We start from the raw sequence: 13180 nt of genomic DNA, 5'->3' as shown, positions 1-13180 counted from the left end.
CGCGGCACGGGCGCGCGGCGACCGGGAGGGGCCATGGCAGCACGCAGGATGACACTGACGGGTGTCCTGGCGCGGCGCGGGTTCACCGGCGTCGCCCATGCCGCGGAGGTGCTCGGCTCCCTTCCCGTCGACCCCGCAGGACTCATCGACGAGCTGTCCACGGCGGCCGACCCCGACCTCGGCCTGGCGGCGTTCGCCGAACTCTTCGAGCAGGCCCCCGAGCTGGTCGGCGAGATCATGGCCGACCAGGGATGGCGCCGCCGCCTCGTCGCCGTCATCGGCTTCAGCCAGGCGCTCGGCCACCACCTGGGGGCCCACCCGCAGGACGCCCGGGTGCTCGCGGCCGAGCCCCTCCGCTGGTCGGCCCGGGAGATCCTCGACGACCTGCTGGCCGACATCGGCCTGCCGGACCTGATCGGGGCCGAGCCGGGCGAGCTCGCCCGTGCCGTCGCCGGCGCCCCGGACGCCGCCGACCGGCTGCGCCTGGCCAACAGGCGCCATCTGGTGCGGATCGCCGGCCGCGACCTGCCGTCCCCCGACCCGGTGCTGGCCGTCGGCTCGGTCGCCGCCGAGCTGGCCGACCTGGCCGACGCCGTCATGGTCTGCGCCCTCACCATCGCCCGCAGCGAGGTCGTCGACCAGGCCCGGGCGAGGCTCGGCGTCATCGCGCTCGGCAAGTGCGGGGCCCAGGAGCTCAACTACCTGTCCGACATCGACGTGCTCTTCGTCGCCGAGCCCGCCGACGAGACGGTCACCACGGCGGAGGCCACCGCCATCGGCAACCTCATCGCCGCCGCCACCACGCGCATCTGCTCGGCCCATTCGACCTGCGGCACCATCTGGCAGGTCGACGCGGCGCTGCGCCCCGAGGGCAAGAAGGGCCCGCTCACCCGCACTCTCTCGGCCCACCGCGCCTACTACGAGCGATGGGCCAGGAATTGGGAGTTCCAGGCCATGCTCAAGGCCCGCCCGATGGCCGGCGACCCGGAGCTGGCGGAGGGCTTCTGCCGGATCGTCGAGCCCCTCGTCTGGCAGGTCGGCGGGCGCGACGACTTCATGAGCGAGGCCCAGGCGATGCGTCGGCGGGTCGTCGGCCTCATCCCGGCCAAGGACGCCCGGACCGAGATCAAGCTCGGCTCCGGCGGCCTGCGCGACGTCGAGTTCAGCGTCCAGCTCCTCCAGCTCGTCCACGGGCGCGTCGACGAGCGCCTGCGCCTGCGCGGCACCCTCCCCGCCCTGCACGCCCTGGCCGCCCACGGGTACATCGGCCGCGGCGACGCCTCCGAGCTCGACCGCGCCTACCGCTTCGAACGCACCGTCGAGCACCGCATTCAGCTGTTCTCCCTGCGCCGGAGCCACCTCATGCCGTCCGGCGACGACGACCGGCGCCGCATCGCCCGCTCCCTCGGCATGCACGAGGGCGAGGAGCTGTGGGATGCCTGGCGGCGCACCGCACGCGACGTCGAGCACCGCCAGCGCCGCATCTTCTACTCGCCGCTGCTCGAGGCCGTCTCGCACCTGTCCGACGAGGAGCTGCGCATGTCGCCGCAGGCCGCCCAGGACCGCCTCAAGGCCCTCGGCTTCGCCGACCCGCGCTCGGCGCTGTCCCACATCAGGGCCCTCACGACGGGGGCCAGCCGCACCGCCGAGATCCAGCGTCAGCTCATGCCCGCCATGCTCGGCTGGTTCGCGGAGGGCCCCAACCCCGACCTCGGCCTGCTCAGCTTCCGCCAGCTTTCCGAGGAGATGGGCGGCACGAGCTGGTACATGAGGGCCCTGCGCGACGAGGGCCAGATGGCCGAGCTGCTCGCCTCGATCCTGTCGAGCAGCCGCTACGTCATCCGGATGATCGGCTACGTTCCCGGCGCGGTCCAGATGCTCGCCGACGCCTCCCAGCTGGCCGTCAGGCCCCGCGAGGCCCTGGTCGAGACGATGAGCGCCGCCGCCCGCCGCCACGACGACACCGACGGGGCCGTCGAGGCGCTGCGCACCGTTCGCTGCCGCGAGCTCACCCGCCTGGCCCTCGGCGACGCGCTCGGCCTCATCGGCACCCAGGACGTCGGCGCGGGCCTGTCGTCCGTCATGGGCGCCACCATCGACGTGGCCCTGGCCATCGCCGCGCGCGAGCAGGACGGGCCGGTGCCGCCGATCGGCGTCGTCGCGATGGGCCGCTGGGGCGGCGCGGAGCTCAGCTACGGCTCGGACGCCGACGCCATGTTCGTCGTCCCCGACGGCACGGACCCCGAGGGGATCACCGTCGCCACCCGGGTCGTCGCCCGCCTGCGCGCCCTGCTCAAGGCGCCGGGCCGCGGCCCGGCCCTCGAGATCGACGCCGGCCTGCGCCCCGAGGGCAGGGACGGCGCCATGGTGCGCACCCTGTCGGGCTTCCTGAGCTACTACGAGCGCTGGTCGAGCACCTGGGAGCACCAGGCCCTCGTGCGCGCCGACCACGGGGCGGGGGACCGCCGCCTCGTCGAGGCCCTGCTGGCGGGCGTCGACCACCTGCGCTGGCCCGCCGACGGGCTGAGGCCCGAGCAGGTCGCCGAGATCCGCAGGCTCAAGGCCCGCATGGAGCGCGAGCGCATCCGTCGCGGCACCGACCCGCACCGCAACCTCAAGCTCGGCCCGGGCGGGCTGTCCGACGTCGAGTGGACCGTGCAGCTGCTCCAGATGCAGCACGCGGGCCGGATGCCCGGGCTGCGCACGCCCACGACGATGACGGCCCTCACGGCCCTGCGCGAGGCCGGTCTCGTGGACGAGCCCGACGCCCGGGCCCTCGGCCGGGCGTGGCGGCTGGCGAGCGCCCTGCGCGACCACACGATGCTCGTGAGCGGCCGCTCCAGCGACCTGCTGCCCTCCGACCCGCGCGACCTGGCCGCCATCGCCGTGCAGCTGCACCGCGACATGGCCAACGCCTCCGAGCTCATCGAGGACTGGGAGCGCACCTCCCGCAGGGCCTCGAACGTCGTCGACCGCATCTTCTGGGAGCGCGACTCATGAGACACCCGAGATTCCCGCAGCGCCCGCGCCCCGTCGGCGGGCGCGTCGTCCCCGGCATGACGCACGCCCCCGGCGGGAAGCCCGCGCCGTCCGGCGACGGCCGCGGGGCGGGCCACGGCGCCGACGGCTCCCTCGTCGTCTTCGGCGGGACGAGCGACATCGGCCTGGCCGTCGCCGCCGAGCTGCTCGCCGCGGCACCCCGCCCCGTCGTCCTCGTCTGCCGGCCCGGCGCCCCGCGCGTGCCCGCCGCGCGGCGGGCGATGCTCGAGGCCGGCGCGACCCGGGTGCGGATCGTCGACCTCGACGTCGCCGAGCTCGGCGCTCACGAGGCGGCCGTCGCCGAGGCCCTCGCCGGGCCGGTCGACCGCGTCGTCCTCGCCTTCGGCGTGCTCGGCGACCAGGAGCGGGCCTGGCAGGACGCCGGGGCCGCCGTCACCGTCTTCACCGTCAACGCCACGGCCGCCGTGAGCATCGGCGTGCTCGTCGCCCAGCGGCTGCGCGGGCAGGCCCGGGCGACCGGCCGCCGCGGGCGCATCATCGCGATCAGCTCGGTGGCCGCCGAGCGGGTGCGGCGCCCCAACTTCGTCTACGGGGCCTCCAAGGCCGGCATGGACGGCTTCTTCACCGGCCTGCGCGAAGCCCTGCGCCCCGACGGCATCGGCGTGCTCGTCGTACGGCCCGGCTTCGTGCGCAGCGCCATGACGGCCGGCCGCAGCATGCCGCTGGCCGTCGACCCGCGTCGCGTCGGGCGGGCCGTCGCCGAGGCGGACGAGCGGGGCCGCGAGCTGGTGCGGGTGCCGGCCGTCTTCGGGCCGGTCATGACGGTCTTCAGGCTGATGCCGCAGGCGCTGGCGCGCAGGATGCCCTGGTGACCGACGGGGCCGCGGTCGCCCGGTCGGGCCCGTGCCCGACGAGGGCGTCGTCGCGCGGGACGCCCCCGCGGCCGACGGGGCTCAGGGGAACTGGGCCGCGATGCCGTCCAGGAGCAGCCCCACACCGGCGCGGAAGTCCTCGGCCCCCGACGGGACCGGCGGGGCGTCCTTGCCGGCCAGCGGGCCCAGCTGGACCCGCTGCTGCTCCTCGTTGACGTGACCGATGACGAAGTGGACGAGCGTGCGGGCCCCGAGCCCCGCCCGCTCCGGCTCGAGCCCCGCCCCGGTGAGGCAGGCGGCCGGGCCGTCGGCGAGATCGGTCGCGGCCATGCCGATGGCACGCATCGTGGCGACGAGGTCGGCCGAGTCCCGGTGGGCCAGAAGCCTCGAGCGCAGCGCATCGGCCCACCCGGCCAGCCCGGCCCGCCACGGCCCTGCGGGCTCCTCCAGGCCGTCGAGGATCACGGTGACGAGCCCGGCCAGCAGGGTCTGCTTGTTGCTCACGTGCCAGTAGAGGGCGCCGGCCCTCACCCCGAGAGAGTCGGCCAGGCGCCGCATCGTGAGATCGGCCAGGCCGTACTCGTCGAGGATCGCCAGGGCCGCGTCGGTGACATCCGTGTCGTTGAGAGCCATGAGGTCAGCCCAGGGAGTCGTAGAGCCCGTTGGTGAAGGCGCCGAGCTCCTCGGCGGCAGGCCCCGTCGCGGTGACCTGGATGAGGCCACCGGTCAGCTCGCGGGTGCAGGTGACGGCCTGCGGCACGTCCTGCGGTGCACCGCAGACGGAGGCGCCGACCTCGGTCGTGTCGCTGGTCTTCTTGCGCAGCGACTCCAGGTAGCCCTTGTCGCGGGTCGCGATGAGCGTCACCAGGCGCGTGCCGGTGCCGTCGGAGTAGACGCCGGTCTGCATGACCGCCGGGGTGTTGTCGATGGTCGTCGGCGCCGGCGTGGGGGACTCCTGGGCGCTCCAGCCGTCGAACTGCGCGGGCAGGGCGAGGTCGTCGGCGGCCAGGGGGGTGGGGCTGTCCGACGTGCTCGCGGCCGGGGTCGACGGGCTCGACGAGGCGCTGGCCGAAGGCCCTGGCTCCGGCGAATCCGCGCATCCGGCGAGCCCCAGCACGGCCAGTGCCGCGCCGACGATGACGAGCGGATCCCTCCAAGAGCCCATGGGGCAAGTATGGCAGCCGTTCCGGACAGGACGAGGGACGAGCACGGACTCGCGGATACAAGTGAAAGTTCATATCGTGGCAGGTGCTCCTGCCGGACGGTTCCGCGGCGGTCCTGCCACGGCATCACGGGATGCGATGAGGCGAGGAGGATCCATGGCCATGATGATCGACGATGAACACGTCCTGACGACGGCCGAGGATGCCCGGGATGCAGGGGCCGTGGCCGAGGAGCTGCGCCGTCCGAACCCCGCGCTTCATGCGGGGAACCTGCCGCCGCGGATCGTGGAACTTCTTCTCCGGGTGCTCGACGCGACGGCCAGAGGAGGCACCCTCAGCGTGACTCCTCTTCCCGAGGAGCTCACGACGTCCACCGCGGCCAAGATCCTCGGCATCTCGCGCCCCACCCTGATGAAGATGATCCACGAGGGGCGGATTCCCGCCCATGAGGTCGGTACGCACCATCGTCTGAGGACCCAGGACGTCTTCGCCGAACTGCGCAGGCGCCGTGAACGCCAGAGCGCCGCCTTCGCGGTGGAGGGCGACGAGATCTGACATCCGTGCACGGGGTGTCCGGTGGGCTCGAGAGGACCCGATCGGGGGCGGCGTCGTTCTTGCTGGTGGGGTCCTCCATGCGGAACGCCGTGATCATGCGCGGCGGGCCCGTCCGACGAGCCGCATGAGGCCCGACGCGCCGGGGCCCGCCCCCGGTGGCAGGGGGCGGGCCCCGGACTCGGCCCGGACGGCTCAGATCTGGTAGTACAGGTCGAACTCGTAGGGGTGCGGGCGCTGCTGCAGCTCGGCGATCTCCGCGCGCTTCATCGCGATCCAGGTGTCGATGAGGTCGAGGGTGAAGACGTCACCGGCGAGCAGGTAGTCGTTGTCCTTCTCGAGGGCGTCGAGCACCTCGGACAGCGAACCGGGCACCTGGTCGACCTCGTCGTACTCCTCGGGGGGCAGCTCGTAGAGGTCCTTGTCGATCGGGGCCGGCGGCTCGATCCGGTTCTGGATGCCGTCGATGCCGGCCATGAGCTGGGCCGCGAAGGCGAGGTACGGGTTGGAGCTCGGGTCGGGGCAGCGGAACTCGATGCGCTTGGCCTTCGGGTTCGGGCCGGTGATCGGGATGCGGATGCAGGCCGAGCGGTTGCCGTTCGAGTAGACCAGGTTGACCGGCGCCTCGAAGCCCGGCACGAGACGGTGGTAGCTGTTGACGGTCGGGTTGGTGAAGGCCAGCAGGCTGGGGGCGTGCCTGAGCAGGCCGCCGATGTAGTGGCGGGCCATGTCGGACAGCTGCGCGTAGCCGTTCTCGTCGAAGAACAGCGGCTCGCCCCTGTTCCAGATGGACTGGTGGCAGTGCATGCCCGAGCCGTTGTCGCCGAAGACCGGCTTGGGCATGAAGGTGGCGGTCTTGCCGTGCAGGTAGGCGGTGTTCTTCACGATGTACTTGAACTTCATCGTGTTGTCGGCGCTGGTGAGCAGCTCGTCGAAGCGCCAGTTGATCTCGGCCTGGCCGGCGGAGCCGACCTCGTGGTGGGCGCGCTCGATGTCGAGGCCGGCGGCCAGGCAGCGCTTCACCATCTCGTCGCGCAGGTCCCCGTAGTGGTCGGTGGGGGCGACGGGGAAGTAGCCTCCCTTGACCCGCACCTTGTAGCCCTGGTTGCCGCGGTCCTCGGTGCGGCCGGTGTTCCAGGCCGCCGCCTCGGCGTCGACCGAGTAGAAGGACCTGTGGCCGTTGGTCTCGTAGCGCACGTCGTCGAAGACGTAGAACTCCGCCTCGGGGGCGAAGTAGGCGGTGTCGCCGATGCCGGTGGTGCCGAGGTAGGCCTGGGCCTTGCGGGCGATGTTGCGGGGGTCCCGGCTGTAGGGCTCCTTCGTGATCGGGTTGTGCACGAAGAAGTCGATGATGAGGGTCTTGTGCTCGCGGAAGGGGTCGAGCCAGGCGCTGGACGGGTCGGGCATGAGCGCCATGTCGGACTCGTTGATCGTGGCGAAGCCCTCGACGGAGGAGCCGTCGAAGGCGAGGCCCTCGGTGAAGACCTCGGGGCCGAAGCCGCTGGACGGGACGACGAAGTGCTGCATGACACCTGGCAGATCGCAGAAGCGCACGTCGATGAACTCGACGTGCTCGTCCTCGATGAACTTCAGCAGGTCATCGGCGCCTTTGAACATGTTTTCCCCCCGGGAGAGTCGAGCGGGGCCCGGTGCCCTGCTCGTACGGTGACGGGCATCACGCTACTAGGTGCGGGGCCCCCGGTGTTGCACGCGGGTTTCAGCGAGGTTACGGGGCCGGACCGCGCGGCAGGGATCGGACCGCGCCCGGCGGGCCCGCCGGATGTTCATCGCGGCCCGCGCCCGGCCGGCCCGTCCTCAGGATCCCCCTCTGCCGTGCGAGGAGGTCTCGAACAGCAGGTTGATCTGCTCGTTGGCCTCGTCGAGGGAGGACGCGGGGAGGCGCTCCGACCAGACGGCCTCCATCGCCGGGCTCATGATGGCCAGGATGTCGGCGCCGAAGTAGGACAGCGGGAAGTAGAAGCCGGTGCCGTTCTCGACGTGCTGGGTGAAGGAATCCACGGGCAGGCCCGTCCGCTCGAAGACCTCGATGGCCTTCTCGGTCGACGAGGCGATCGCCGGGAAGACGACGCCGTACGAGGCGACGATGTCCTGCGCCTCGGCCGTGCCGAGGAAGGCCACCCACTGGCAGGCCTCGGCGATCCTCGGCGACTGCTTGACGACCGAGTCGCCGACGCCGTTGAGCATCGACGCGTTGCGCCCCGACGGGCCCACCGGGGTGGCGGCGATGCCGACGTCGATGTCCAGCTTCGCGAAGGTGTTGAACATCCAGGCGCCGTGGACGACCATGGCCACGGCGCCCGAGCCGAGCTGGATGTCCTGCCCCGTCACGTCGGAGAAGGTGCCGTAACTGTTCAGACAGCCCTTGTCCACCAGCCCGAAGTACCAGTCGATGGTCCGCTGGAACCGGTCGGCGTCGTCGTACCGGTAACGGGTGCCCCAGGTCGGCCTGTCCATGTACGACCAGTCGCCCACCGAGCCGGTGAAGGGGCTCCAGGACGTCTGCCCGTCGCCGTCCCCGGCGTCCTTGGTGCCGAGGCCGTAGACGGCGACGTGGTCCTTGTCGAAGCCCTCCTCGTCGCCGCGCACCCCGTTGCGGTCGACGGTGAGGTGGGCGATCATCGCCTCGAAGCTGCCGCCGTCGTCGGGGTTCCAGTCCCAGTGCGCGACGTCCTCCTCGGTGTAGCCGGCATCGGCGAGCATGCTCCGGTTGTAGAAGACCGCCTCGGTGTCCCAGTCCTTGGGGCAGCCGTACTGGTGGCCGTCCTCGCCCTTCCACAGGTCGATGAGGCCCGCCTGGAAGGACGACTCGTCGACGCCCGCCCAGGCCTCCTGCTCGTCCAGGGGCACGAGCACGTCGAGGTCGACGAACTGGGCGAACTTCGAGACGTGGTCGATGAAGGCGTCCGGCCCGGTGCCGGCGATGAAGGCGGCGGTCAGCTTGGTCCAGTAGTCGTCCCAGCCGGTCTGGGTGATGTTGACCGTGATGCCGGTCTTCTCCTTGAAGCGTTCGGCGCAGGCCTCGTAGGCGGGCTTCTGGAGCGAGTCCCACAGCCAGTACTCGACCGTGCTGCCGCCCTGTGAGCCGGTGCCGTCGGAGGAGCAGGCGCCCAGACCCAGGGCGGCGGTGCCCGCCGCGAGGGAGGCGAGCGCGGTGCGGCGCGTGATCATGGGCGAGGAGGGCCTGCCGGTGCGGGGGATTCTCTCGTTCATCGTGGTGCCTCACTTGATCCCGGTGAAACCGATGGAGTTGACGATGCGCTTGGCCGAGGCCATGAAGAGCAGGAGCATCGGCAGGGCCGCCACGAGGGTGGCGGCCATGAGACCGGCCCAGTCGGTGCCGCTGGAGGGCGCCTGGGACTTGAAGACCGCGACGGCCACCGTGAGCACCCGTGAGGAGTCCGAGTAGGAGACCAGCAGGGGCCAGAAGTAGTCGTTCCACGCCGTGATGTAGGTGAGGATCGCGAGCGTCGTGATCGGGGCCTTGGCCATCGGCAGGACGAGTTGGAAGAACACGCGGATCTTCGAGGCGCCGTCCAGGAGGGCGGCCTCCTCCAGCTCGTACGGGATGTTCATGAAGAACTGCCGCAGGAAGAACACCGCGAAGGGCGTCATGAACATCGTCGGCAGGGCCATGCCCAGCAGGCTGTCGATGAGGTGGAGCTGCCTGATCAGCACGAAGTTCGGCAGCAGCGTGAAGATCGACGGCACCATGAGGGCCGCGAGGAAGACGCCGAAGACGACGTCCCGGCCCCGCCAGCGCAGTCGGGCGAAGGAGTAGGCGGCCATCGAGGAGAAGAAGACCTGGCCCGCCGTCACGAGTGTCGCGACGACGAAGGAGTTGCGCAGGTAGATCCAGAAGTTCATCGAGGCGCCGGAACCGCCGTCGGCGATCGCCTCCTCGGTGGACTGCATGCCGAAGACGCGCTCGAAGCCGCGCAGATTGGCATCGACCGGCAGGATCGAGGTCGGGCCGCTGGTCAGCCCGGCGTTCGAGGACAGCGCGGTGCGCAGCACCCAGTAGAAGGGCAGGATCGTGATGATCATGATGAGGATCATCACGATCCAGGCGAGGGCGTGCCCGACGGAACGGCGCCCGCCGGCCGGCTCGGCGGCCGGTGCGGTGGCGGCCTCAGAGGCCGGGCCGGTGGTGGAGATGGTGCTCATGGTCGTTCCTCCTCAGGCCAGGTCCGTCTCGCCGGCGCGCGTCATCCGGTACTGGAGGATCGTGATGGCGGCCAGCACGATGAGCAGTCCGACGGCCATCGCCGAGGCGTAGCCGAACTGGAAGCGCCCGAAGGCCATGTCGTAGATGTAGTACTGGAGCACGCGGGTGGCGTTGACCGGGCCGCCCTGGGTCGTCACGGAGACCGTGTCGAAGACCTGGAAGGAGCCGATCATCGTCATGATGAGGACGAGCGCGAGGATGGGGCGCAGCAGCGGCATCGTGATCCGCCAGAACATCGTCCACTCGCTGGCGCCGTCCACCTTGCCGGCCTCGTAGACCGAGTTCGGGATGGACTGCAGGCCGGCGAAGATGAGCAGGGCCGTGTAGCCCATGTGGCGCCACACGTTGATGAGCGCGATGGTCGGGATCGCGAGCGCCGAGGAGAAGAAGTTGACGCTCTCGCCGGTGATGGCCTCGATGATCTGGTTGGAGATGCCGAGGGTGTTGTCGAGGATCCACAGCCAGAGCATGGCCACGACGACGTTCGAGACGAGGTAGGGCGTGAGGACGACCGAGCGGACGAGGGTCGACTGGGTGAGGCGCTGCATGAGCACGGCGATGAGCAGCGCGAGGAGCGTCTGGAGGCCGATGTTGATGACGACGTACTCGAGCGTGACCTTGACCGCGTTCCAGAAGATCGAGTCGCCGAGCATGCGCTCGTAGTTCGCGAGACCGGTGAACTGCTCGGGCGTGAGCAGGTTGTACTCGGTGAGGGACAACCAGATGCCGCGGACCAGCGGCCACAGGTAGAAGGCGACGAGCCCGATGCCGGCGGGGATGATGAAGGCGATGCCGAGCACGCGGTCGTCCTTCGTCCTCCTGCCGGGTCTCGGAACCGCCCCGGTGAGGGCGCTCATGAGGATCCTCCGTTCGCCGTGGAGTGTGCTCGGATCGCCGGCGCGCGGTCCGGGCCGAGGGCGGTCGCGCGCACGAGCAGAAGGTGGTCCGGGTGGATGGAGGGCAGGGACAGGCCCGTCGCCGACAGATAGGCGCCGGGCAGGACGACGCCCTCGGGGCGGGTCCAGGGGGCCCCATAGCGCAGCTCCTCGCCGAGCGGCGTCTCGAGCCGCACGTGATAGGTGCGCGCCGGGTCGAGGCCCGGCAGCGGGCGGGGCGCGGCGGGCCACGAGAGCGGCTGGCCGAGGGCCGCGATCTCGTAGAGGGCGTCGGAGCCGTCGGCCGCGACGACGCCCTGGATGCGCAGGGGCTCGTCCTCGTCGAGGTCGGCGTGGACGAGGACGCCGGAGTGCAGCAGGGGGCGGAGCCGCTTGTGCAGGGCGATGAAGGAGGCGAGGGCGCGCCGCTCGGGCTCGGGGGCCGACAGCAGGTCGAACTCCACGCCCATGTGGCCCCACAGGGCCGTGCCGGCCCGGAAGGAGATGTCCAGTTCGCGGCGGGTCGTGTGGTCCCGGCGGTTCCCCACGTGGGTGCCGACGAGCTCGGGCGGCAGCAGCAGCATCGTGCCGCGGTTGATGTCGTGGCGGTCGTGGGCGTCGTTGCAGTCGCTGGCCCACACGCGCTGGACCCGCTCCGTGACGCCGAGGTCGATGCGCCCGCCCCCACCGGCGCACGACTCGATCTCCAGCCCGGGGAAGCGCCCGTGCAGGGCGTCCAGGAGCCGGTAGTAGGCGAGGGTCTGGTCGTGGACGGCGGGGGCGCCGCAGCGGGTGCCGGCCGCCTGGTGCCCGGCGGTGAGCAGGGGCGAGTTGTGGTCCCACTTGATGTAGGCGATGCCCAGTCGCTCGACGAGCCCGCTCATCGTGTCGCGGAGGTGGTCCCAGGCGCCGGGGGCGGTGAGGTCGAGGACCCGCTGGTTGCGGTGCTCGGGGGCGCCGCCCGCGCCGTCGGAGAGGATCCAGTCGGGGTGGGCCCGGGCGAGGTCGGAGTCGGCGTTGACCATCTCGGGCTCGAACCACAGGCCGAACTCCATGCCGAGGCCCCGCACGTGCTCGGCCAGCGGCTCCAGCCCCTGCGGCCAGGCGTCGGGGGAGACCCACCAGTCGCCCAGGCCGGAGCGGTCGTCGCGGCGGGAACCGAACCAGCCGTCGTCGACGACGAAGCGCTCGACCCCGAGGGCGGCGGCCTCGTCGGCCAGGGCCGTGAGGGTGCCCAGGTCGTGGTCGAAGTAGACGGCCTCCCAGGTGTTGAGCAGCACGGGGCGGGGCCGGGCGGGGTGCGAGGGCAGGGAGCGCAGCCAGGCGTGGGCGCGGCCGGCGAGCTCGTCCAGGCCCTCCCCCCAGGAGAAGACCGCCCAGGGGCACGTGTAGGACTCGCCCGGGTCGAGCACGACCTCGCCCGGGTGGAGCAGCTCGCCCGCCCCGAGCAGGCGCAGGCCCTGGGAGGTGTTGAGGGCGACCGAGCGGGTGTTCCCGGACCAGGCCGGGTGCACGCCGTGGACGGTGCCGGAGCGCCAGCCGAAACCGGTGCGTCCGGCGGCCAGCCAGGTGGCGGCGTCGTGGCCCGGGCGGCCCTCCCAGCTCTCGCGCAGTCTGGTGCCGGCGGTGAAGGGCGTGCGCACGAGACGACGCTCCCGGCCGTGGTGCCCGGCCATGTCGAGCAGCTCGGACGCATCGGCGGGGACCGGCAGGACGGGGGTGACCTCGCCCACGACGAGGGGTGAGCCCTGGGGGCCCCGCCCGTCGGTCGCCCGGTTCGTGACGGTGACGCGGACGCGGACGAGCCCGCAGGCCTCGAGGCGCAGTTCGGTGGCCACGCCGATGGCATGGACGGGGTCGGCGCCGACCGAGCGCACGACGTCGGCGCCGGCCTCGGCGGCCACCGCATGGGCGATCCCGGTCACGTGGGCGGAGAAGGCCGAGCCGTCCTGGCGGTGGAGGAGCAGTGCGGGGCGCCCCGCCCAGCCCAGGTGGGGCAGCGGCAGGACGGGCAGGTCGTTGGTGATCCAGGTGCTGTTGTCGCCGGTCGACGTCGCCTGCGCCGTCGCGAGGTCGGTGAACGCCGCGCCGTCGAACGGCCCCAGGTCCGTGCCCCAGTGGCGGACGACGGGGAAGCGGTCCGTCGGCAGGTCCAGGACCAGCGAGGTGCCGGCTCGGCGCAGATGCACGGTCATGACAACGATGTCCTCGTCTCAGGACCCCTTGTGAGGGGTGCGGAGCGCGGTGCCCGGCGGCGGGAGCCGCGTGGGCACCATGATAACCGGTGGGCCGATGGTGGGTGCGCGTCTCACCACGTGGCGGTTCACCCCGCCGGTTCACTGTGCGGAGCCGGTGGAATGACGAGCGATCTCCGCACAGTGAACGGGCCGGGACGGCGTTCCGCTGCGCGCGGGCGTGGACTTTCGGGGCCGATGACCGACATCGGGAAGAAACGGCGCTCCGCTGCGCGCG

The 13180-nt window shown here is 71.9% G+C and carries 10 protein-coding genes; 3 read left to right on the top strand and 7 right to left on the bottom strand.

The window, feature by feature from the left end; translation table 11 throughout:
• Positions 1-33 precede the first annotated feature (33 nt).
• Both K336_RS0104705 and K336_RS14465 read left to right on the top strand, forming a co-directional pair.
• Positions 34-3000, top strand: a complete 2967-nt coding sequence (locus K336_RS0104705; RefSeq protein ID WP_028706420.1) for a bifunctional [glutamine synthetase] adenylyltransferase/[glutamine synthetase]-adenylyl-L-tyrosine phosphorylase — start codon at positions 34-36, stop codon at positions 2998-3000.
• Positions 2997-3872 (top strand): decaprenylphospho-beta-D-erythro-pentofuranosid-2-ulose 2-reductase, encoded by an 876-nt coding sequence (locus tag K336_RS14465; RefSeq protein ID WP_226906044.1) that lies wholly within the window; start codon positions 2997-2999, stop codon positions 3870-3872. Before K336_RS0104705 ends, K336_RS14465 begins: the two co-directional genes overlap by 4 nt.
• An 81-nt stretch (positions 3873-3953) precedes the next feature.
• Here the strand turns inward: K336_RS14465 and K336_RS14460 are convergent, their stop codons facing one another.
• Together K336_RS14460 and K336_RS0104690 are read right to left on the bottom strand one after the other, a co-directional pair.
• Positions 3954-4505: a TetR/AcrR family transcriptional regulator C-terminal domain-containing protein gene (locus K336_RS14460; RefSeq protein WP_043150301.1), complete on the bottom strand. Its 552-nt coding sequence runs from the start codon at positions 4503-4505 to the stop codon at positions 3954-3956.
• Positions 4506-4509: 4 nt separating this feature from the next.
• Entirely contained in the window at positions 4510-5037 is a 528-nt protein-coding gene (locus K336_RS0104690; protein ID WP_021796720.1) for a hypothetical protein, read from the bottom strand.
• A 154-nt stretch (positions 5038-5191) separates the two neighbouring features.
• On the opposite strand from K336_RS0104690, the gene K336_RS14455 reads away from it, so the two are divergent.
• Positions 5192-5590 carry a helix-turn-helix domain-containing protein gene (locus K336_RS14455; RefSeq protein WP_043120491.1) on the top strand — a complete coding sequence of 133 codons (399 nt, stop codon included), beginning with the start codon at positions 5192-5194 and terminating at the stop codon, positions 5588-5590.
• A gap of 192 nt (positions 5591-5782) precedes the next feature.
• Here K336_RS14455 and glnA read toward each other — a convergent pair whose 3' ends face one another.
• The 5 genes from glnA to K336_RS14450 form a co-directional block, all read right to left on the bottom strand.
• On the bottom strand, positions 5783-7204 hold the full coding sequence (gene glnA / locus K336_RS0104680; protein WP_021796716.1) for a type I glutamate--ammonia ligase: 1422 nt from the start codon (positions 7202-7204) through the stop codon (positions 5783-5785).
• A 198-nt stretch (positions 7205-7402) separates the two neighbouring features.
• On the bottom strand, positions 7403-8818 hold the full coding sequence (locus tag K336_RS0104675) for an ABC transporter substrate-binding protein (RefSeq protein ID WP_043150300.1): 1416 nt from the start codon (positions 8816-8818) through the stop codon (positions 7403-7405).
• A 9-nt stretch (positions 8819-8827) separates the two neighbouring features.
• Positions 8828-9772, bottom strand: coding sequence for a carbohydrate ABC transporter permease (locus tag K336_RS0104670; protein ID WP_021796714.1), 945 nt, complete (start codon positions 9770-9772; stop codon positions 8828-8830).
• A gap of 12 nt (positions 9773-9784) precedes the next feature.
• Positions 9785-10690 (bottom strand): carbohydrate ABC transporter permease, encoded by a 906-nt coding sequence (locus K336_RS0104665; protein ID WP_021796711.1) that lies wholly within the window; start codon positions 10688-10690, stop codon positions 9785-9787.
• Entirely contained in the window at positions 10687-12903 is a 2217-nt protein-coding gene (locus K336_RS14450; RefSeq protein ID WP_051245408.1) for an alpha-galactosidase, read from the bottom strand. Before K336_RS14450 ends, K336_RS0104665 begins: the two co-directional genes overlap by 4 nt.
• Between the last annotated feature and the right edge of the window lie 277 nt (positions 12904-13180).

This window comes from Propionibacterium acidifaciens DSM 21887 (assembly GCF_000426605.1).
Classification (GTDB): Bacteria; Actinomycetota; Actinomycetes; order Propionibacteriales; family Propionibacteriaceae; genus Propionibacterium; species Propionibacterium acidifaciens.
This window is presented reverse-complemented; position numbering and strand designations above follow the sequence as displayed.